Here is a 21,984-nt window from a genome sequence, read left to right as displayed (position 1 = left end):
ATGGCGCACTTCGAGAGTAACGTCCTGTGGAACCCGGCGTGGTCGGCCCTCGACGGCTGGGCGGAACGCCCTCCGGACGCGATCGAGCACTTTCACCGATCGATCCCGGGATTCGCCGAGTCCGCGCTGGTGCCGGCGCCGGCGATCGCCGACCAGGTCGGCGTCGCGCACGTGCTCGTCAAGCACGAGGTCGAGCGCCTCGGCCTGCCGTCGTTCAAGGTCGTCGGTGCGAGCTGGGCCGTCAGCGTGGCGATCGCCGGCCACATCGGCCGCGTGCCCTTCCCGACGTTCGACGCGCTCGCCGAGGCGGCCGGCGCCCTGCGCGCCTCGATCGTCCTGTCGACCGCCACGGACGGCAACCACGGCCGCGCCGTCGCGTACCTGGCGCGCCGGCTGGGCCTGAACAGCCGGATCTTCGTGCCCGCGGACATGACCGAGGCACGCGTCGATGCGATCCGCGGTGAGGGCGCCGAGGTCGAGGTGGTCGCCGGATCGTACGACGATGCCGTTCGCCGGTCGGCCGAGAGCGCGGAGCGGGACCGGCCCGACGGTCGGCACGAGCTGCTCGTCTCGGACACGTCGTGGCCCGGGTACACCCGGATCCCCGAGGCCGTGGCCGCCGGCTACTCGACGATCTTCGCCGAGACCCGGCGCCAGCTCGCCACGGCGCTCGGCTCGGACGCGTCGATCGACCTGGCGCTCGTCCCGGTGGGCGTGGGCGCGTTCGCCTCGGCCGCGGTCCGCAGCCTCGCGAGCGGGTCGTGCAGCGTCGTCACCGCCGAGCCGGCGGCGGCCGACTGCCTATGGCAGTCCCTGGCGGCCCGGGAACGGGTGACGGTGCCGGGACCGCACGAGTCCACGATGGCGGGGCTCAACTGCGGCGAGGTCTCGCTGGTGGCATGGCCGGCGCTGCAGCGGGGCGTCCGTGCCGCCACCCGGGTCTCCGACCTCGAGGTGGCCGCGGCCGTCCGCGACCTCGCCGCGCTCGGCGTCGCGACCAGCGAGAGCGGCGCGGCCGGCCTGGCCGGTCTCCGGCGGCTGCGGCTCGACTCGCGGGCGGGTTCGCTGCTGCGGCCCAGATCCACGCTCGTCCTCTTCGACACCGAGGGGGTCACCGATCCGGCCGGATACGAGGCGGTCCTGGCCGGATCGTCGACGGCGCGGGGTCGTACCGAAGAAGGGTCGGGTCATGTCGCGGGTCGATGAGCTCATCGCGTACCTCTCAGAAGCCGTTCCCCGCGAAGCGAGGTCGCGGGGGATTCCGGGGGTCGCCGTAGGGTTGTGTGATGCCGACGGCGTCCTGTGGGCCGAGGGATTCGGCAGCGGCATCGGCGTCCGCACCATGTTCAGCGTCCAGTCGACGTCGAAGCTGGTCACCGCGACCGGCGTGCTGCTGGCCGTGCAGGAGGGCCTGGTCGACCTCGACCAGCCGATCCTGCGCCACCTGCCGGACTTCACCGTACACAGCGACTTCGAGGAGCGGCCCGAACGCCGGATCACCCTGCGCCACCTGCTGACCCACACCGCCGGCTTCACTCACGAGGCGCCGGTCGGGTCCAACTACGAGGTCGGCGACGCCACGTTCGAGGAGCACCTCGCCAGCATCCCCGAGACCTGGCTGCGGTTCCCCGTCGGCCACCACCACGAGTACTCCAACCTCGGGATCGACCTCGCCGGCCAGGTGGTGGCCACCGCAGCGGGGGAGACGTTCGCCGAGTTCATGCGCGGGCGGCTGTTCGAGCCGCTCGGTCTCACCCGGTCGACGTTCGACTTCGGCGCCTTCGACGGCGACGAGGACCGGGCGCTCGGGCACTCCCGCACGTTCGCCCGCGCGGGTCGCGACGTGCCCCGGCGAGTGCCGATGGTGCCGTCGGGCGGTCTCTACGCCAGCGTGGGGGATGTACTGCGCTACCTGCGATTCCAGTTGCGCGAGGGCGACGGCGTCCTACGGCCCGAGTTGGCCCGGCAACACCTGGACTTCCCGAGGCTGACCGAGGAGCAGACCCAGGGGTACGGGCTGGGGCTCTACGTCGACCGCTGGGCGCCCGGGGTCCGGGTGCTGCACCACGGCGGGGCCGGTTTCGGCTTCCTCTGCCAGGTGTTCTGGCTGCCGGACCTCGGCATCGGCGGTGCGGTGCTCACCAACTCCGTGGACCACGACCTGCAGAACGAGCTGGCGGCCGACATCGTCCGGCGGCTCGCGGACGGCCACGGCTCGCAGGCCATCCCACCCCCGGCGGCGGCTTCGCCTTACCCGCAGGACGCGGCCGGCCGGTACGTCGGGCGCCTTGGCGACATCCGGGACATCGTCGCCCGCGACGGCGAACTTCACGGCGTCGACGGCGGGTCCGTGTTCCTGCGCGACGCGGCCGGGCACGTCCGTTACCAGCTCGACGCCGCCACCGGCGATGTGCGGTACCGGACCGTCGTGCCCGAGCTCGGCCCGTCGACGCTCGAACCCGGCCTGGCCGGCGACTACGAATCCCGGGTCGGGGAGGTGCCGATGGCGCCGTACCGCCTGCGGCAGGACGGGGACCACGCCGTGATCGACCTGCCCAGTGGGGGCTCCCTCGACGACCCGATCACCCTGCAGCTCACCGCCGTCGGCCCGGGACGCTACCTGTCCGCGACCGGCGAGGTGCTGACGGTCGGCGACGCCGGCCCGGCGTACGCCAACATCCCCCTGACCCGGACCGAGGACTGAGGTGACCCTGATGGGTAAGGTATCCGCGCTGGAAGGCATCGAGATGCGGCGGCTCCGGCTGCCCCTGGTGTCGCCGTTCCGCACCTCCTTCGGCACCCAGACGACCAAAGACGTGCTGATCCTCCGCGCCGTCACCGCCGACGCCGAGGGCTGGGGCGAGTGTGTCGCCGCGCAGCACCCGCTGTACGCCTCGGAGTACGTCGGCGCGGCGATGATCACGCTGCGCGACTTCCTCGTGCCCGCGCTGCGCGACCTGCCCGCCATCGACGTCAACCTCGTCAGCGCCGCGCTGGATCGCTTCCGCGGGCACCGGATGAGCAAAGCGGCGCTCGAGATGGCGGTCTGGGACGCCGAGCTACGGGGTCTGGGGATGCCGCTGAGCCGCGCGCTCGGCGCCGTCCACACGTCGGTGCCGGCGGGCGTCTCGGTCGGCATCATGGACACCCTCGACGAGCTGGTCACCGCGGTCGGCGCCTACCTGGCCGACGGATACCGGCGGATCAAACTCAAGATCGAGCCAGGCTGGGACGTCGCGGCGGTGCGCGCGATCCGGGACGCGTTCGGCGACATCCCGTTGCAGGTCGACGCGAACGCGGCGTACACGCTCGCCGACGTCGACCAACTCCGGAAACTGGACGATTTCGACCTGCTGCTCATCGAGCAGCCGATGGCCGAGGAGAACGTGCTGGGCCACGCCGAGCTGGCCCGCCACCTGCGAACCCCCATCTGCCTGGACGAGTCGATCACCTCCGCCCGGGCCGCGGCCGACGCGATCAGACTGGGCGCGTGCCGTGTCGTCAACATCAAGGCCGGCCGGGTGGGCGGCTACCTCGAGGCCCGGCGCGTGCACGACCTCTGCCAAGCCCACGACGTCCCGGTCTGGTGCGGCGGCATGGTCGAGACCGGCCTGGGCCGCGCCGCGAACGCCGCCCTGGCCGCCCTGCCCGGCATGCGGCTACCAGGCGACATCTCCGCCTCGTCGCGCTTCTACCACCAGGACATCACCCCGCCCCTCGAACTCAGCGACGGCTACATGTCAGTCCCGGAAGGCCCAGGCCTGGGCGTCACCCCCGACCCCGAAGCCCTCGCCGCAGCAACAATTCACACCGAGTGGCTACCCCTGTAGGAGGCCGCTGAGGAATCGGCGCGTCGTCTGTAGTGATTTATACCGAGATGCGATGATTTCTGGGTGCGGGGTGTGGAGCGTACAGACCGGGAGCTTCTCGACGACGCCGCGCTGGTGGGTCATCTGGTGCCCGAGGGCAGTATGTTCGCGTTTCTGGCCGAGCATCGCGGTGCGCCGTTCCCGGACGAGCAGTTCGCTGATCTGTTTCCGTCCGGGAAGGGCCGTCCATCGATGCCGGCGTCGGTGGCGGCCTCGATCCTGACGTTGCACACGTTGCCGGACCTGTCGGACGCCGACACCACCGAACGCACGCACCACAGCTTCGACCGACCACCGCGCACCCGGACCCCCCACCAACCTCGGGCTGAGCAGACCGATGAAACGCTGACATTCAGCGGCCTCATAGACAGCGGCGACCGCTACCGCCCATCCCGCGGGGACCCCGAAGCCTCCTAGAGATGGTGCTGCCGCACCAGATCGAGCAGGCCGATAGTGTCATGGAACAAGATTGGGCTTATCGGCCGTGGTTAGAATCACGGCTGTGGGACGCCCGGAACAGCCGGAAATGTCCGTCGTGGTAGACGGACCGTCGATCACGCTGGCCCGAATCCTGGAGGACGCCGGCCACATCCTGCTCCGCCCGGCGTTCGACGGCCAGGACCTCGACCGGATCGTCGACGGCCTGGTGATCTTCGACCCGGCCGACCAGGTCGCCTGGTCGCGGCGCCCCCTGGTTCTTGCCGTCGGGGTCCAGGCTGGTGAGCAGCTCACCGCCCTCAGCGAGCGGGTGGCACGCCAGGGCGGCGCGCTCATCGTCCACGAGAGCGCCGTCGCCTCGCTGACCGGCCCGCGGACCGTCGCGCCGGTGCTCGCGCTTGGCAACGAGAACTCCTGGATGCAGCTCGCCGCGACCCTCGCGCCGCTGATGAACGGCTCGTCCGGCCCCGCGCTCGCGGCGCCGCTCGGTGGCGTCCCGACCGGCGACCTGTTCGCCCTGGCGAACGCCATCGCCGAGATCCTCGACGCGCCGGTCACGGTCGAGGACCGGGACTCCCGGGTGCTCGCCTTCTCGATCCGGCAGGAGGAGGCGGACCCGTCGCGCATCGGCGCGATCCTCAACCGCCAGGTCACGCCCTGGGCCACGCAGGATCTCACCGAGCGCGGCATCTTCCGCCAGTTGTACCGCACCCAGGAGCCGCTCTTCGTCGATCCGCCCGAGAGCGGGTACGGCGGTTTCACGATGCCCCGCGTCGTGCTGGGCATCCGGGCCGACGACGAGATCCTGGGCTCAGTGTGGGCCGCGGTCCCCAGTCCGCTCTCGGACGAGCGGATGCAGGCCTTCCGCGAGCTGCAGGGCACGGTCGCCGTGCACCTGCTGAGCCACCGCGCGAACGCCAACGTGGAGCGCCGAATGCGTTCGGACCTCACCGCCCAGGTCCTGGCCGGCGGCCCGGAGGCGGAGGAGGTCGCGGCCCGGCTGGGCCTGCCCCACCGCCCGATGCTGGTGCTCGCGGTCGCGCTCCCGGACGGCGAGGACGAGCCCGCACGCCTGCGCGGCGACCGCGCGGCCGAGCTGCTGCGCATCGGTGACGCGTTCGACATGCACCTCGGCACCGTCCAGCCGGGCGCCTCCGCCGCGCTGGTCGGCGACGTCGTGTACGGGATCGTTCCGCTGCCCCCGGCCGCCGACCCGCACTCGGACCGCGGTCAGCGGATGGCGAAGGACTTCCTCGCCCGGGTAGGGCGGCGGTCCGCCGCGGTGATCGGGGTCAGCGCCGTCGCGCCCGACGCCTACGCCCTCCCGCGGGCCCGGGAGGAGGCCGACCGCGCGCTGCGGCTGGCCCGCAGCGCGCAGCAGGGCGACCGCGTCTGCTCGACGGTCGAGCACGCGTACGAGCTGCTCATGATGGAGATGGCCGACCTGGTGTCGGCGCGGGGGATGGGCCTCAGCGGGCCGCTCGCCCGCCTCGTCGAGCAGGACGAGCGCCACGGGTACCTGGTGCCGACACTGCGCGCGTGGCTGGACCACTTCGGCGACAACATCGCCGCGTCGGCGTCGCTGCACGTCCACCCCAACACGTTCCGCTACCGCCTGAAGCGGGTCGCGGAGGTCTCCGGGATAAGCCTGGACAACCACGACGAGCGGCTGTCGCTGATGCTCCAGTTCCGGCTCTTCATGCGCTCCTGACCGGCAGCCTCGTCGCGCGGCGCTACCCGGCGTCCGCAATTTCGTGCCGCGACACCAGCGCCGCCGCCCCCGGACTTGTGACGATCAGCGGTGTCCGGCATCCAGGCAACCGACGAGAGGACCGGTGTGAACCGCTATCTGACTGTCGACGACATCCGGCGGATCGACGTACCCAAGCAACCGGCGATCAGCCCGGACGGCAGCGAGGTCGCCTACGTCGTCCAGACCGACGACCTCGACGCGGACCGCGTCGAGCAGACCCTGTGGCTGGTGCCCACCGGCGGCGGGAACCCGCGCCGCCTGACCGACGGCGTCGGCGACTGCGCCCCGGCCTGGTCGCCGGACGGCCGGCTGCTCGCCTTCCTGCGCACCACCGACGGCCGGCCCCAGATCTGGCTGCTCGACGTCGGGACGTCCGAGGCGCGGCAGCTCACCCGCCGGCCCGGCGGAGCGGGCGCCCCGGCGTTCAGCCCGGACGGCTCGCGGCTGCTGTTCACCGCGCCGGCCGATCCCCCGGAATCCGAGGGCACGTGGGCGTGGGGCGCGCCGGTCGTGAGCCGTCGCCTCGACTACTACGCTGACGGCGCCGGCGTGCTGAGCGCCCCGCGGCAGCACATCCACGTCGCCGACGTCGGCACGGGCGGATGCGAGCAGATCACCGCCGGCGAGTGGAGCGCATCCGGGGCGGCCTGGTCGGCGGACGGCACCCGGATCGCCTTCTCCGCAGCCATGTCCGCGGACGCCGACCTCACCCGGCATTCCGCCGCGTACACCATCGACCTCGGCGACCCCGGACGGGTCCCGCGGCCGGCGGGCCCGGAATCCGGCAGCGCCGGGCCGCTCGCCTGGACGGGCGACGGCACCCGGCTGCTGGTCTGCGGCCACCCGGAGGGGGCCGCGCGCTTCACCGGCCTGCTCCTCGTCGATCCGGCGGACGGCACGGCCCGGCACCTCACCGAGCAGATGGACCGGCAGGTCATGTACGGCGCGCCCGGTTATCCCGGCTCGACGCCGCGCGTGGTGCCGCAGCTCGGGACGGTCCTGTTCTGCGTGCGCGAGGGCGGCTACGTCGTCCCGTACACCATGCCCGAGACCGGCGGCACCCCCACCGCGCTGCTCGCGGCGCCCGACCAGAACGTCTCGAGCCTGAGCGTGGCCGGCACACTGGTCGCGTTCCTCGGCAACGGGCCGGACACGTTCGGCGAGATCTACGTCCTGGACCTCACGACCGGCACGTCGACCCAGCTGACCAACCATCGCGAGCGGCTCGGCGACCGGCGTCCGGCCCCGCGCGCCAAGCGTACGTTCACCATCTCCGACGGGACGGCCGTCACCGGATGGGTCATGCGCGACCCCGACGCCACCGGCCCGCAGCCGCTGCTGCTGGACATCCACGGCGGCCCGCACAACGCCTGGAACGGCGCCGCGGAGGCCGTGCACCTCTACCACCACGAGCTCGTCGCGCGCGGCTGGACCGTACTGCTGCTCAACCCGCGGGGAAGCGACGGCTACGGCGAGGAGTTCGCCCGCGCCGTGAGTGGCCGGTGGGGAACCTCGGACACCGCGGACTTCCTCGAGCCTCTCGAAGAGCTCGTCGCCGAGGGGCTCGTCGACGACAACCGCATCGCGGTGACCGGTTACAGCTATGGCGGCTACATGACCTGCTACCTCACCAGCCGCAGCGACCGGTTCGCCGCGGCCGTCGGCGGGGGCGTCATCAGCGATCTGCGCAGCGCCGCCGGCACGACCGACAACCGGCGCGCCCTGTCGACCAGCGAGTGGGGCGGCGCGTTCTGGGCGGACGCCGAGAACTACGCGGCGATGTCGCCCATCACCCACGTGGCCGACGTACGCACTCCCACGCTGCTCCTGCACGGCGGTGCGGACGTCCGCTGCCCGCTCGACCAGGCCAGGCAGTGGCACACGGCGCTGCGCGAGCTCGGCGTGCAGACCGAGATCGTGATCTACCCGGAGGCGTCGCACAACATGCTGTTCAACAGCCCGCCCCGGTTCCGGCGCGACTACAACGCCCGGGTCGTGGACTGGGTGACAAGGTACGCCGGCTGATGCGCGTCTCGGGGATTCTGGCGGTGCCCGGCATCGGCACCTACAGCAACGACGACCAGGCGGCGATCAAGGCCGGGGCGGTACGCGACGGCTACTTCTACGACGGCCCCGCGCTCACCCCAGGCTACCGCGCGATCCGCCAGCCCAGCGAGTCGCTGCAGATTCTGCTCTTCCTCGACGACGACCGCGTGGCCACCGGGGCCGGGGTGTCGGTGCAGTACGCCGGCGGCTCCGGACGCGAGCCCGTCCTGCTGGCGGAGGCGGCCCGCGACCGCTGGCTGCCGGTGCTGCGCGACGTCCTGCTGGACGCGACCGTGGACTCGTTCCGGGAGACCTCCGCCCTGATCGCGCCGCTCGGGCTGCCACGAGCGGTCGCGTACGGGGTCAGCCAGGCCCTGCTCGATGCGGCCGCGAACGCCACCCGGCGCACGATGGCCGAGGTGGTCGCCGCCGAGTACGGCGGCGCCGATCCGATCGGTCCGGTCCCGCTGCTCGCCCAGTCCGGCGAGGACCGGCGGGGCGCGGTCGACCGGATGGTGCTGCGCCGGGTCGAGAGCCTGCCGCACGGGCTGATCAACAACGCCGATCTGCTCGTCGGGCCCGGCGGCCACCTGCTGCTGGACTATGTCGGCTGGGTACGCGACCGGGTGCTGGCGCGGCGCCCGGACGACGACTACCAGCCGGTGATCCACATCGACTGCTACGGCACCCTCGGCGACGTCTTCCCCTCCACGGCCGAGGTGGCCGGCTTCCTCGCCCGGCTGGCCGAGAAGTGCGCGCCGTTCCCGCTGCGCGTCGAGCAGCCGATGCGCGCGGCGTCGCGGGAGGCCCAGATCGACGTCCTCCTGCGCCTGCGCAAACACGAAACCGGCGTCCAGATCGTCGCCGACGAGTGGTGCAACACCCACGAGGACGTGCTGGCCTTCCTCGACGCGCGGGCGGCCGACATGATCCAGATCAAGATGCCCGACGTCGGCAGCCTCGACGACGCCGTGCGGTCCGTTCTCGCCTGCCGGGCCGCGGGCGTCGCGGCGTACCTCGGAGGGTCGTGCACCGAGACCGACCTGTCGGCCCGCATCGCCACCCACGTCGCGATGGGCGCGGGCGCGGACGTGCTGCTGGCCCGGCCCGGCATGGGCGTTGACGAGGCAGTGATGGTGACCAGGAATGAGATGGCACGCACCCACGCGGTCATCGAGCACAGGAGCAGACGTGACCGGACTCAGTGACATCAGGATCATCGCCGTCGAGCAGTACGGCGCCGGCCCGTTCGGATCGTTGCACCTCGCCGAGCTCGGCGCCGACGTGATCAAGATCGAGGACGCGCGTACGGGCGGCGACATCGGGCGGCATGTCCCGCCGTTCGCCGAGGACGACGACAGCCTCTTCTTCCAGAGCTTCAACCGGAACAAGCGCAGCATCTGCCTCGACCTCTCGGTTCCGGCCGGCGTGGCGGTGCTGCACCGCCTCGTCGAGGGCGCCGACGCGCTCATGTACAACCTGCGCGGGGACGTGCCGGACAAGCTCGGCCTCCGGTACGCCGACCTGAGCCACCTCAATCCGCGGCTGGTGGTCTGCTCGCTGTCCGGTTACGGGATGACCGGGCCGCGGCGGGCGGAGCCGGCGTACGACTACGTCGTCCAGGGTCTCGCCGCGTGGATGGACCTGACCGGCGACCCGGCCGGACCGCCGACCAAGAGCGGCCTTTCGCTGGTCGACTACTGCGGCGGAGTCGTCGCGGCGATGTCGTTGCTGGCTGGGATCCACGTCGCCCGGCGCGGCGGCGTCGGCGGCGAGTGCGACGTCAGCCTCTTCGACACGGCGATGGCGATGCTCTCCTACCCGGCGACCTGGTTCCTCACCCGGGGGCACGAGACCCGCCGCAAGACCCGGTCGGCGCACCCCTCGGTAGTGCCGTTCGGCGCCTACCCCACCGCGGACGGCTGGTTGATGCTCGCCTGCGTCAAGCCGGTGTTCTTCGAGCGCCTGACCAAGGTGCTGGGCGTCGAGCAGGCCGCCGCCGATCCCCGGTTCGCGACGCTCGCCGGCCGCCAGGAGCACCAGGCCGAGCTGGACGCGGTGCTGGACTCCGCCCTGTCCCGGCACGGCACCGACCACTGGGTCGGCCTGCTGTCGGCGGCGGGCGTGCCGTGCGGCCCGGTCAACGGGCTGCGCGAGGCCTTCGAGGAGCCGCAGGCCGCGCAGCGCGGCCTGGTCGTCGACACCGACCACCCCAACTTCGGTACGGTACGGCACGTGCGCACGGCGGGACGCGCCTGGTGGGAGAACCCGGCGCCGGACCGCGCGCCGGGCCTCGGCGAGCACCGCGAGCAGATCCTGCGGGAGGAACTCGGCATGAGCGCCGCGGAACTGGCCGATCTTGCACGGGACGGCGCCTTCGGCGGTGAACGGTGAGCGGCGCTCCCGCCGCCGTGGTGGCGCTCGCCGCCCGGCTGAACGCTTTCACCCAGCTGATCGAGGACGGCATCGCGGCCGAGAAGAACGGCCCGATGGCGGGCTGGACCATCGCGGTCAAGGACAACATCGACGTCGCCGGGACGGTGCGCACCGACGGGCTCCGCGCCCCGCATCCGCCCGCGGCGGTGATCGACGCGGAGGTGGTGCGCCGGCTGCGGGCCGCCGGCGCGCGGATCGTCGCCAAGGCGAACCTCGAGGAGATCAGTTTCGGGGCGACCACGCAGAACGACACGTGGGGCGCCTGCCGCAACCCATGGGACCCGGACCGGATCCCCGGCGGCTCGAGCGGCGGGTCGGCCGTCGCGGTCGCCGCGGGCCTGGTCCGGCTCGCGCTCGGCACGGACACCGGCGGCTCACTGCGCAACCCGGCCGCGTTCTGCGGCGTGACCACGCTGCGCCCGAGCCACGGGCTGGTGCCGACGCTGGGAGTAACGCCGCTGAGCCCCAGCATGGACGTCGTCGGGCCGCTCGCGCGTAGTGCGGCCGAGGCCCGCATCGCCCTGGAGGTCATGGCCGGCACGGACTCGCGGCCCCTTCCGCCGCGGGACCTGTCCAGCCTGACCGTGGCCGTACCCGAGCAGTACTTCCTCGACGACCTGGAGCCCGCGGTCGCCGCCGGCTTCCGCGACCTGCTCGACCTGCTGGGCGCGCACGGCGCGAAGATCCGGCGGGTGGTCCTGCGCGACGTCGATCGGGTGCACCAGGCGATGGCCGCGCTGCAGAACTCCGAGGCGATCCGCCACCTCCGGCCGTACTGGCACGACGCCCGGGTCTGCGCCGGGATCAAGGGGCGGATCGAGGCGGGCCGCCGGGTCACCACCGAGGAGATCGAGAGCGCGCTCGCGGTGGCCTTCGTTTGGCGGGCCCGGGTCGACGAGGTGCTCGCCGAGGCCGACGTCATCGCCGTGCCGGCCACGCCCTTCGTCGCGCCCGTTGCCGGGGACGGCGATCTCACCCTCGCCAGCCGGCGGATCAACCAGCTCACCGGCTGCTGGTCGATCACCGGCCTGCCCGTCCTCGGCCTGCCGGTGTCGCCCACGCCGGCCGGGCTGCCGGTCGGCGCACAGCTGGTCGGCCGGCGCGGCGCCGACCGGGCCCTGCTCGTGGTGGGCGAAGCCGTGCAGGCGGTCAGCGACTGGCATCGCCGCCGCCCGCCCGGCGCGCTACCCGACGACGCCTGGTAGTGCCGCGGCGACGTGCGCCTCCAGCAGGGGCAGAGGCAGCTGCCCCGCGCCGAGCACCACGTCGTGGAACCGGGCCAGGTCGAAGCCGGCACCCTGCCGGCGCTCCGCCTCCCGCCGGATCCGCACGATCTCGAGCCGGCCGACCAAGTAGGCCAGGGCCTGGCCCGGCGTCACGATGTACCGGTCGACCTCCGCGTCGATGTGCCCCGGGCTCAGCGGGGAGTGCTCGGCCAGGTAGCGCTTGGCCCGCTGCCGGCTCCAGCCCTTGGCGTGCAGGCCGGTGTCGATGACCAGGCGGCAGGCCCGCAGCGAGTCGAACGACAGCATGCCCAGCCGGTCCAGCGGGCTGCTGTAGAGGCCCATCTCGTCGGCGAGCCGTTCGGCGTACAGCCCCCAGCCCTCGAGGAAGCCGGTGACCGTGGTGGTGCGGCGGAACTCCGACAGCTCGGTGAGCTCGGCGGCGAGGCCCATCTGCAGGTGGTGCCCGGGAACGCCCTCGTGGAAGGCGAGGGCCTCAACCTCGTACCGGGCCCAGGCACGCGGATCGGAGACGTTGATGACGAACGTCCCGCCCCGCGAGCCGTCCTTCGGCGCAAGCATGTACTGGCCGAGCGATCCGCTCGTCGCCGCCTCGACCGCGCACGCGGCGCGCGGCAGCCGCCCGAACCAGCCCGGGGCGCGGTCGGTCGCCCGGGCCAGGGCGACCTCCGCGGCGCGTACGAGGCCGGCGGCGTCGTCGAAGTGCAGGGCCGGGTCGTCGCGCATCCTGGCCATGACGGCGGGCACGTCCGAGGTGCCGAAGACCTCCCGGCCGAGGGCGGCGTACTCCTCGTCCAGGGCCGCGACCTGGGCGAGCCCGATCTCGTGGATGCGGTCAGGGTGGAGGTCGGTGGTGGTGTGCGAGCGGACCAGGGTGGCGTAGACGCGATCGCCGTCGTCGAGCCAGCACAGCCCGCACCGCTCGTCGGACCGCGCGGACGGCGCGACCTCCCGTGTCAACGCGTTGGCATAGTCGGCCAGCGCGGGGCGCACCACCTCGCCCACCACCGCGCGCAGGTGATCCGTGCGCGCGGCGCGGTCGACGGCCAGCAGCGGGTCGTCGTCGAGCGGGGTGTGCAGCCACTTCCGCACCCTGTCCACGGTGTCCGCCACGGCGAAGGCGACCGGGGTACGGCCGGCCGCGCGGCCCGCGGCGAGACGCTCCAGCCTGTCGCGCAGATTGCGCGCGAAGCCGCGGTACTTCTTCGGCAGGGCGCCGGCCACCTCGGCGGACGGGAGCGCCAGCTTGGCGACCTGGCCCGGGAACTGGGTCACCGGCCCGAAGAGCGGGTCGACGTCGAGCTCGGCGAACCGGTGTTCGAGCACGTCGGCTCTGGTCGCGGCCTGCCAGGCGAGGACCGCGCCGTCGAGCGAGACGGGTGTGCCGTCCGGCGTACGGGCGAGCGCGGCGGCGGCATGTGCCACCTCGCGCAGCTCGCGGAGCTCGGCCGCCTCGGCCGTCGCGCTGACGTCCTCGAAGTGCCCTGCCACCGAGTACTCACCGATCAGGTGCGCCCAGGTGGGCGCCGTGCGGTACCGGAGCTCCTGGTACCGCTTGCCGAGGCTTTCGACGTCCACCAACCCGGACCCCTCCGTCATTTGATCCACGTTTCACCTAGTCAGGTACGGTTTGACGCACGACGTTAAAGTGAGGGGCGACCGTGGGGCTTGGGTCTGGCCACGATCGAGCACGGGCACCTTTGTGGGCTTGGACAAGAATCGCTGCCGCGCTGTGGCTTCAATCGTGGGTTACATCACCCGGCGCCGAGCTGGCTCGTCCCGCCGGCCGCAGAGGAAGTCACACGCCAATGGTCAAAAATCGCCCTTTTCGTGTCTCGATTTCCGTATTGTGCTCTACGGTCGCGCTGGCTGCCTGCTCCAACGGTGGGAGCACCGGTAGCTCGTCCGGCGACGACTATGCCGACGGCGGCTCGCTCACCATCGCGATCGACAGCGACCCCGGTGCGCTCGACCCGCAGCGCTCGGTCAACGGCGTCAACAAGATGATGGCCGTCTTCGCCTACGACACGCCCGTCAAGCTGCTGGACTCCGGTGAGGTGGCGCCCAGCGTCGTCAAGTCGTGGACCGGCGAGGGAACCTCCTACACGCTGACCGTCCGCGAGGGTGTCACCTGCTCGGACGGCTCGCCGATGGACGCGCAGACGGTGGCCGACAACATCAACTACGTGGCCGCCGAGGGCAACGGCTCGCCCATGCGCGGCGCCGCCGTTCCTGCCGGCGCCACGGCAACGGCCGGCAAGGCCGCCGGCACCGTCGCGGTCAAGCTCAAGGAGGGCGCGCCCTTCTTCTTGCAGAACCTGGCCGAGCTGCCGCTGGTCTGCTCGAGCGCCATCAAGAACCGCGACTCCCTGAAGGCCGCCTCCGCCGGCTCCGGTCCGTTCGTCCTGTCCAGCGTGCAGGCCGGCAACCAGTACACGTACACCCGCCGCGACGGGTACGCCTGGGGGCCGAACGGCGCCTCGACCGCCGAGAAGGGCATGCCGGCGAAGGTGACCTTCAAGCTCGTGACGAGCGTGACCACGACGGCCAACCTCCTGCTGAGCAAGGGCGTCAACATCTCGTACCTCTCCGGTGCCGACACCCAGCGGCTCAAGGCCGCCAAGGTGTTCTCGGACGGCGGCAGCATCATCGACGACGAGCTCACCTTCAACCAGGCCGCCGGTCTGCCGACCGCCGACGTCAACGTCCGGCGCGCGCTCGTCGGCGCTCTCAACATGAAGGAACTGGCCCAGGTCGCCACCAGCGGCCTCGGACAGGAGGCCAACGGGCTGCTGACCGACCCGAAGATCTGCAGCGGTGACACCGTCACCCCGAACAAGCCGGCGTACGACGCGGCCGCCGCGGCGGCGCTGCTCGACCGGGCCGGCTGGACGGCCACCGGCGGCGGAGCCCGGGCCAAGGACGGCAAGCCGCTCGAGGTCGCGTTCGTCTACGACAACGAGGACACCACGACCGCGGCGACGGCCGAGTACATCGGCCAGAAGTGGACGGCGCTGGGCGTCAAGGTGGACCTCAAGGGACAGTCGTTCAACGCGCGGTCCGATGTCGTCTTCGGCGGCAAGGGCCCGTGGACCGCGACCCTCATCGGCCTCGGCGTGTCCAACCCGGCCACGCTCGTGCCGTTCTTCTCCGGCGCCACCCCGTCGCATGGCGGCATCAACTACGGCTCGATGCACAACGACGTCTTCGACAGCTCGATCAAGGCGGCGCAGGCGAAGTCCGGCACCGACGGCTGCGCCGACTGGAACGCGGGCGAGGGCGCCCTGATCAAGGACGCGGACATCACCCCGATCGCCGTCTCGCCCTACCTCTACTGGGGCAACGGGGCCAAGTTCGACGTCGTCGCCCGCGTGCTGGAGCCCACCTCGCTCCGGGTTCTGCGCTAGGTACGGCGGGGAGGATGGGAGGTTCTGTGAAGTCGTCGCTGCGCGCCAGGCACCCGTGGCCGGTATTCCTGATCCGGCGGCTGGGGAGGTTCGTCGTCTCGCTGGCGGTCGTCGTCACCGCATCGTTCGCCATGGTCCACGCGCTGCCGGGCGACCCGGTACGCGGAGCCCTGGGCCTGATGGCGCCGCCGGAGACCATCGCGGCCACCCGGGAGCGTCTCGGGCTCAACGACCCGCTGTGGCGGCAGTACCTGGACTATCTCTGGAACCTGCTCCACCTCGACCTCGGTACGTCCCTGGACACCCAGACGCCGGTGCGGGAGAAGATGGCACAGTTGGTGCCCGCGACCCTCCAGCTCGGCCTGACCGCGTTCGTGGTCTGCCTCGCGGTGGCGATACCGGTGGGCCTGCTCCTCGGTATCGCCACCCGGGACGGCCGGGGCCGCGGCCTGCACTTCGGCTTCGGCGGCGTGACCGGGCTCGCGCTCTCCGTGCCGGACTACCTGGTGTCGGTCGGACTCGTGTTCGTCTTCGCCGTCTCCCTCAATGCGCTGCCGGTCGCGGGCTTGTCCGGTCCCGCGTCGTTCGTGCTGCCGGTGACCGCCCTCGTCGTGGGGCCGGCCGCCTACCTGGCGCGGATCGTCCGGGCCGAGACCCAGCGGGTGCTCGGCGAGGACTACATCCGGGCGGCGCGCGCCAAGCGCCTCCCGGCGCGGCTGATCTACCTGCGGCACGCGCTGCCGAACACGCTGACCCCGACGCTGACCGTCTCCGGCATGATCCTCGCGTCGATGGTGGCCGGCACCGTGCTCGTGGAGAACGTGTTCGCCTGGCCCGGCGTCGGCGCCGAGCTCGTGCATTCGGTGCTCGCCAAGGACTACCCGGTCGTCCAGGCGGTCGCGCTCTTCTTCGGCGCCGGCATCCTGCTGATCAACCTCGCGGTCGACATCGCGATCGCCGTCATCGACCCGCGCTCGACGATCAAGGAGAGCTGACGTGTCCTGGTCACGTACCCGCCATCACCTGTCGTCGCCGCTCGGCGTGGTCACGGCCGCCCTGCTGCTGCTCCTGGTCGCGACCGCCGTCGTGGCGCCGCTGCTGCTCGGCGACCGGGCCACGGAGATCGCGGGCGGCGCGCTCCAGGCAGGACCGTCGGCGGCGCACCCGTTCGGCACGGACGCCCTCGGACGCGACGTCCTCACTCGGACGCTGGTGGCCACCCGGCTGTCCCTCGTCCTCGCTCTGCTCGTCGTCGGCATCGGCGTGACCTGCGGGCTGATCATCGGCACCGTCCCCGTCGTGCTCGGCCGACGCGCCGGCCGAGCGGTGGTCGCCGTCCTGAACCTGATGGTCGCCTTTCCCGGGCTGCTGCTCGCCCTGTTCCTCGCCATGATCTTCGGAGTGGGGGCGCGCGGCGCTGTGCTGTCGATGGCGATCGCCTTCGCGCCCTCGTTCGCGCGGCTGACCCACACCACCGCCAGCGGCGTCGCGAACGCCGACTACGTCTCCGCCGCGCGACTGCTCCGGGTCCCGCGGTGGCGGATCCTGATTCGCCACGTCATCCCGAACATCTCGGAACCCCTCGTCATCAACGCGACCAGCCAGGTCGGGGCGGCGCTGCTCAGCATATCGGCACTGTCCTACATCGGCTTCGGCGTGCAACCGCCGCAGTACGACTGGGGACGCATGCTCGCCGACGGGCTGCCGGCCATCTACACCAACCCGGCGGCCGCGCTCGCGCCGTCCATCATGATCGTCGTCGCGGGTCTCGCGTTCGTCCTCGCCGGCGAGCTGCTGACCCAGGTCCTCGGCGGCAGCCAGCACGGTCACCTCCGGCTCCCGTCCCTCAGGTCCCAGCGCCGGGATACGGCCCCGGCCGAGACGCCGCCACCGGGAGACGAGGTGCTCCGGATCGAGCGCCTGACCGTCACCGTACCCGGCGAGACCGCGCCCTTCTCCCCGGTCGTCGACGTCAGCATGCGCCTTCGCCGCGGCGAGATCGTCGGGCTGGTCGGCGAGTCGGGATCGGGCAAGAGCCTCACCGCCATGGCGGCCGCACAGCTCACCTCGTACCCGAACGTCGCTGAGGCCGACGTGCACCAGATCAAGGGCAACGAGCTGCGGCGGATGCGCCCCCGCGACCGCGAGCGGCTGCTCGGCACCTCGCTCGCGATGGTGTTCCAGGACCCGATGTCGTCGCTGAACCCGACGCTCAAGGTCGGACGCCAGCTCGCCGAGGTCGCGGAAACCCACGAACGCCTCGGCCGCCGGGACGCGTGGCGACGAGCCGTCGACCGCCTCAGCGCAGTGCTGATCGCCGACCCGCAGGCGCGGGCGAAGCAGTACCCGATGGCGTTCTCCGGCGGCATGCGCCAGCGCGCGTCGATCGCGATGGGCCTCATGGCCCAGCCGGCGCTGATCGTCGCCGACGAGCCGACCACCGCCCTCGACGTGACCGTCCAGAAGGAGGTGCTCGGCCTGCTGCGGCGCATCTCCCGGGAGAGCGACGCCGCCGTCCTGCTGATCAGCCACGACATCGCGGTGGTGGCTGAGAACGCGTCGCGGGTCCTGGTCATGTACGCCGGCCGGGTGGTCGAGGAACTGCCGGTCAGCGGGCTCGCCGAGGCCGCGCATCCGTACACCCGCGCGTTGATCGCGAGCATCCCGGACATGTCGACGGACCGGTCGCGGCCGCTCGCGAACATTCCCGGCCGCCCGCCGCACGCCTCTGACCTGCCGCCGGGCTGCGCGTTCGCGCCCCGGTGCGGCCGGGCGGACGACCGATGCCGGCAGGCGCGTCCCGAACTGGCCGACTCGGGCGGTGGCGGCGCCGTCGCCTGCTGGCATCCGCTGCTGCCGATCCTGGAAAGCGAGGCGTGACGTGCTCGAGCTCCGCGACATAGTTGTCCGGTACGGCCACAATCAGGGCGCCGTGACGGCCGTCGACGAGGTCAGCCTGACCGTGGCGGCCGGCTCGGTCGTCGGGCTCGTCGGCGAGTCGGGGTCCGGCAAGTCGACCCTCGCCCGGGCGGCGGTCGGCCTCGCCCCGCTCACCTCGGGCACGATCCTCTGGAAGGGGGCGGGGCTCGACCCGCGCGACCACCCACCGTTGCAGTACGTGTTCCAGGACCCGTACGCGTCCCTCAACCCGCGGATGAGTGTCGGCGCGTCGATCGCCGAGGGCCTGCCCCGGGCGATCGGGCGGCGGGAGCGGCCGGCCCGGGTCACCGAGCTGCTCGAGATGGTCCGGCTCGATCCTGGCGACGTCCACAAGCGCCCCCGGCAGCTCTCCGGCGGACAGCGGCAGCGCGTCGCCATCGCCCGCGCCCTCGCCGCCGAGCCCGAGGTCCTGATCGCCGACGAGATCACGTCGGCGCTCGACGTCTCGGTCCAGGGTGCCGTGCTCAACCTGCTCAAGGAGATCCAGACCCGGACCGGTGTCGGGATCCTGTTCATCTCGCACAACCTCGCCGTGGTCCGCTACATTGCCGACTCGATCGCGGTCATGAAGTCCGGCCGGCTCGTCGAGCACGGTACGACGGAGGACGTCATCGAGCGTTCCACGCACCCGTACACGAAGCAGCTCCTCGAAGCCGTCCCGACCATGACGATGGGTGATGGCCGCTCATAACTGAGAGTCGATGCCGGACTCGAGGTGTCCAAGCCGTTACTCATCAACACCTACTCGACGCTCGACCTGGTGGCGGCGGGCGCTGATCCTGCGCCCGCCGGGCGTCGTACCACAACCACCGGGTCATCCTCGGCGGGGCCGTCGGTAAGCAGCTCGCCGGCTTAGCCGCCCCCACGGCGACACCGAGCTTGCGCATCTGCACGGCCTCGGTGAGGTGCGGCGTATGGTCCCGCCGGACGAAATCCGCAGCCAGCGGACCGATGCCGGACAACGCGCTCCGCTCGATCAACCCCCAGCCGGTGAAGACCTTCGGCCGGCCCGCCTTGGTCCGCCAAGTCACGGCGGTGCCCCACACCGCCGCCCGGCACCACCATCTTCACCAGCAACTACGGCGAAGCCGGGGCGCCTCATGCATCGCGGCCAAGTGGCGCATGACCTCACCTGGCAGGTGCTGGACCGGCTGTTCCCGGGTCAATGGAAGTATCGACGGGGCGGAAGAGGCCAGGCCGAACCTGCGTTCCGCTTAATTCCGGCTGACGCCGTGCTCAACCTGGCCCTGATGCGGCTGCTGCGTCCGCGCAGCCAACCGGACCGCCCGGGAGTCACCGCAATCCTGTGGGAGCCTTTCAGGCTTGTAGGTCTACCTCAATCCCAACGGGCTATCGGTCGAGGAACGTTCAACTCGCCATCATTCGACCTCGCCCAGAAAGCCGGCTGCTGTCGATGTGGACTGATCTCTGTCACCTGATGACAGACGATCTTGGTGGCAAATTGATGGCAAGCAATCAAAAAGCCGCTTCCCGACTGTCGGGAAACGGCTTCTGAACTGGGAAAACAGTGTGGGGCTACCAGGACTTGAACCTGGGACCTCTTCCTTATCAGGCAACCCCGGTAGGGGCGGGACAGCAACCGATTCCTGCTCCTACCTGGGAAATCAGTCCGCTGAGATCCCGTGTCGTCCGAGCTCGTCCAAGGCGATTGTCACTCAGTTCGTCACTCACCAGCGAGACCATTCCCGCTGGTCAGGGCCCATCACAGGCTAGTCGCTGTGAGTGGATATCAGCCTCTCATTAGGATCACGAGCATGGAACCCCACGAGGGCACGCGCGGCGTTCTCTACGTGATCGCATGTGCCGCACCTGCCGCCGCCGACCTCCACCGCCTGGTCCCCATGGCTCAGGCGGCCGGATGGCGGGTGCACGTGATCACCACGCCGATGGGCGAACGCTTCGTCAATGTCCCAGAGCTGGAGCGCCTGACCGGTGACCTGGTCCGCAGCACGTACCGCATGCCACAGGACCCCAAGGGGCTCCCTCCCGCCGAAGCCGTGGTAGTCGCTCCGGCCACGTTCAACACGATCAACAAATGGGCGAACGGCATCGCCGACACCTTCGCCGTCAGCCTGCTGTGCGAGGTGATGGGGTTCGGCGTCCCGATCCTGGCCGTGCCGCTGCTGAAGGACGCACTCGCCCGGCACCTCGCCTTCCCGCGGAGCCTGGACACGCTTCGAGAGATGGGGGTGCGGGTCCTGTTCGATCCAGCCGCTCCACCGCAGTCCCGCATGCCATCCTGGGAACGCATCATGCAGGAGCTGCACGCCGTTGTCGGGGAGCGACAAACGCAGAGGTGATGGCATGGACGCCCACAAGGAGATCGGCCAGCGAATCGCTCGGGCACGCCGTCGCCGTGGACTGTCCCAGGCGGTCCTCTCCGGTCTCGTCGGCCGTTCCGAGAGCTGGCTGAGCCAGGTGGAACGTGGACAGCGCGCCGTGGACAACCACACCGTGATCACTGTCCTCGCTGACATCCTCGGCCTGCCCGTGGCCGAACTGACCGCGAAGAAGACGAACGCGATGACGCGCTACCAGGCAGCATCGGCCATCCGGCAAGCGATGATGGGCTACGACGGTCTCTCCTCGCTCATCGACCCTCGGCCCCCGGAGGGCTCCGCCGAGAGCGTCGTGTGGCTCCGGCACGAGATCCGCCGCGTCAACCGGCTCTACCAGGCCACCCATTACGACGAGGTCGGCCGGCGGTTGCCTCACCTGATCGTGGCCACCGAACTGGGCAGCCGCCATGCCCCCGCCGCCCAGCGCCGGGCGTACCAGACCCTTCGCTCACTGACCTACCACTCCGCCACCACGACCCTGCGCCGCGTGGGAGAGGCGGAACTCGCCTGGGTGGCCGCCGACCGCTCGCTGGCCGCCGCACAAGAAGCGGACCGGCCCCTCCTCGCCGCTGTGAGCGCCTACCGGCTCGGCTACGTCCTCGTACGGCTTCGTGAGACGGAACGCGCGCTGCACCTGGTTCTCCAGGCGGCCGACGCGTTGCAGAGCGCCACCCGGCGCCCCGCTCCGCGTGCCCTGCCCATCGTCGGCGCTCTCTACCTGGTCGCCGTCACCGCCGCCGCTGCCTCGCACGACCAGGCCGCGGTGCGCACCTTCCTCGCACAGGCCCGACAGATCGCCGACACGATCGGCGAAGACCGCAACGACTTCTGGACCGCCTTCGGCATGACCAACGTGACCATTCACGAGATCTCGGCGGCCGTCGAGTTCGGCGACACCCGGCAAGCGATCGGCAGCAGCGAATCACTCGACCTGGCACAGCTCTCTGACGGCCTGGTCGGACGGCGTGCCCAAGTCCACCTGGACCTCGCCCGTGCCTATGCCTTGCAGCGCAAGGACGCCGCGTCGGTCAACATGCTCCTCGAAGCCGAACGCCTCTCACCCGAACTCGTTCGCTACGGCGGTCGTCCCCGAGAGCTGCTGACCCAACTGCTCAAGCGGGAGCACCGTGCCAGCACTCCGCAGCTTCGCGGACTGGCTCACCGGGCCGGCATCGTCTGACCCGCACTTTTGTGCGGCTCCTTGACCTTCACCACCGTGCGGGTTCTTCCGTTGACCCGCGCCTACGGTTCCTCCTTGCGTGGCGTGACCAGAGGCCACGTCCCCCAACAGGAGGGAACGTCACATGCGGCACGACCAGAGAAACGCGTTGAATCGGTGCGCCTGCTGTCCCGAGCCGCCTCAACCGATCGCCCTCGACACCGTGCCTCGCGCGGTCCGCCCTCTCTCGGTGCTTGAGAGCGCCGACGAACTCCGCGCGCTCTTGGTGCGCATGGAGATCTCCTCCGACGTCCACAAGGGACGCGGGCTCG

General features: G+C 71.4%; 15 protein-coding genes and 1 pseudogene. 15 read left to right on the top strand and 1 reads right to left on the bottom strand.

What is annotated here, in order from left to right:
• The 9 genes and pseudogenes from DMB42_RS33300 to DMB42_RS33260 all read left to right on the top strand — a co-directional run bounded on the left by DMB42_RS33300 (nucleotide 1) and on the right by DMB42_RS33260 (nucleotide 11,747).
• Nucleotides 1-1,206, top strand: coding sequence for a pyridoxal-phosphate dependent enzyme (locus DMB42_RS33300; protein WP_185844984.1), 1,206 nt, complete (start codon nucleotides 1-3; stop codon nucleotides 1,204-1,206).
• Nucleotides 1,190-2,704: a serine hydrolase gene (locus DMB42_RS33295; RefSeq protein ID WP_125640778.1), complete on the top strand. Its 1,515-nt coding sequence runs from the start codon at nucleotides 1,190-1,192 to the stop codon at nucleotides 2,702-2,704. The genes DMB42_RS33300 and DMB42_RS33295 overlap by 17 nt, the downstream gene beginning before the upstream one ends.
• Before the next feature lie 10 nt (nucleotides 2,705-2,714).
• A complete protein-coding gene (gene menC / locus DMB42_RS33290; protein WP_125640775.1) occupies nucleotides 2,715-3,830 on the top strand; it encodes an o-succinylbenzoate synthase in 1,116 nt (371 codons plus the stop codon).
• Between the two features lie 63 nt (nucleotides 3,831-3,893).
• Nucleotides 3,894-4,136, top strand: a pseudogene (locus tag DMB42_RS56430) (IS5/IS1182 family transposase); the annotation flags it as partial.
• Nucleotides 4,137-4,395: 259 nt separating this feature from the next.
• Nucleotides 4,396-6,018, top strand: coding sequence for a CdaR family transcriptional regulator (locus DMB42_RS33280; RefSeq protein ID WP_125640769.1), 1,623 nt, complete (start codon nucleotides 4,396-4,398; stop codon nucleotides 6,016-6,018).
• Between the two features lie 126 nt (nucleotides 6,019-6,144).
• A complete protein-coding gene (locus tag DMB42_RS33275) occupies nucleotides 6,145-8,085 on the top strand; it encodes a S9 family peptidase (protein ID WP_185844983.1) in 1,941 nt (646 codons plus the stop codon).
• Complete coding sequence (locus tag DMB42_RS33270; RefSeq protein WP_125640763.1) at nucleotides 8,085-9,314, top strand: methylaspartate ammonia-lyase; 1,230 nt, start codon at nucleotides 8,085-8,087, stop codon at nucleotides 9,312-9,314. Before DMB42_RS33275 ends, DMB42_RS33270 begins: the two co-directional genes overlap by 1 nt.
• Nucleotides 9,298-10,500 carry a CaiB/BaiF CoA-transferase family protein gene (locus DMB42_RS33265; RefSeq protein ID WP_125640761.1) on the top strand — a complete coding sequence of 401 codons (1,203 nt, stop codon included), beginning with the start codon at nucleotides 9,298-9,300 and terminating at the stop codon, nucleotides 10,498-10,500. Before DMB42_RS33270 ends, DMB42_RS33265 begins: the two co-directional genes overlap by 17 nt.
• Nucleotides 10,497-11,747, top strand: a complete 1,251-nt coding sequence (locus DMB42_RS33260) for an amidase (RefSeq protein WP_125640758.1) — start codon at nucleotides 10,497-10,499, stop codon at nucleotides 11,745-11,747. Before DMB42_RS33265 ends, DMB42_RS33260 begins: the two co-directional genes overlap by 4 nt.
• Here the strand turns inward: DMB42_RS33260 and DMB42_RS33255 are convergent.
• Nucleotides 11,727-13,385: a DUF885 family protein gene (locus DMB42_RS33255; protein ID WP_125640755.1), complete on the bottom strand. Its 1,659-nt coding sequence runs from the start codon at nucleotides 13,383-13,385 to the stop codon at nucleotides 11,727-11,729. The genes DMB42_RS33260 and DMB42_RS33255 overlap by 21 nt on opposite strands.
• A 248-nt stretch (nucleotides 13,386-13,633) precedes the next feature.
• Between DMB42_RS33255 and DMB42_RS33250 the strand changes: the two genes are divergently transcribed.
• The 6 genes from DMB42_RS33250 to DMB42_RS33225 all read left to right on the top strand — a co-directional run bounded on the left by DMB42_RS33250 (nucleotide 13,634) and on the right by DMB42_RS33225 (nucleotide 21,673).
• Nucleotides 13,634-15,193: an ABC transporter substrate-binding protein gene (locus DMB42_RS33250; RefSeq protein ID WP_185844982.1), complete on the top strand. Its 1,560-nt coding sequence runs from the start codon at nucleotides 13,634-13,636 to the stop codon at nucleotides 15,191-15,193.
• 14 nt (nucleotides 15,194-15,207) lie between these two features.
• Nucleotides 15,208-16,188 (top strand): ABC transporter permease, encoded by a 981-nt coding sequence (locus DMB42_RS33245; RefSeq protein WP_031169949.1) that lies wholly within the window; start codon nucleotides 15,208-15,210, stop codon nucleotides 16,186-16,188.
• Between the two features lies 1 nt (nucleotide 16,189).
• Nucleotides 16,190-18,073, top strand: coding sequence for a dipeptide/oligopeptide/nickel ABC transporter permease/ATP-binding protein (locus DMB42_RS33240; RefSeq protein ID WP_221762468.1), 1,884 nt, complete (start codon nucleotides 16,190-16,192; stop codon nucleotides 18,071-18,073).
• A 1-nt stretch (nucleotide 18,074) separates the two neighbouring features.
• Nucleotides 18,075-18,824, top strand: a complete 750-nt coding sequence (locus DMB42_RS33235; RefSeq protein WP_125640749.1) for an ABC transporter ATP-binding protein — start codon at nucleotides 18,075-18,077, stop codon at nucleotides 18,822-18,824.
• 1,084 nt (nucleotides 18,825-19,908) lie between these two features.
• Nucleotides 19,909-20,454: a flavoprotein gene (locus DMB42_RS33230; RefSeq protein ID WP_125640747.1), complete on the top strand. Its 546-nt coding sequence runs from the start codon at nucleotides 19,909-19,911 to the stop codon at nucleotides 20,452-20,454.
• 4 nt (nucleotides 20,455-20,458) lie between these two features.
• Nucleotides 20,459-21,673, top strand: coding sequence for a helix-turn-helix domain-containing protein (locus tag DMB42_RS33225; protein WP_125640744.1), 1,215 nt, complete (start codon nucleotides 20,459-20,461; stop codon nucleotides 21,671-21,673).
• Nucleotides 21,674-21,984 lie beyond the last annotated feature (311 nt).

Source organism: Nonomuraea sp. WAC 01424 (assembly GCF_003947315.1).
In the GTDB taxonomy this organism is placed as follows: Bacteria; Actinomycetota; Actinomycetes; order Streptosporangiales; family Streptosporangiaceae; genus Nonomuraea; species Nonomuraea spiralis.
The sequence above is the reverse complement of the archived record's forward strand: the minus strand, read 5'-3'. Positions and strand labels throughout refer to the sequence as shown.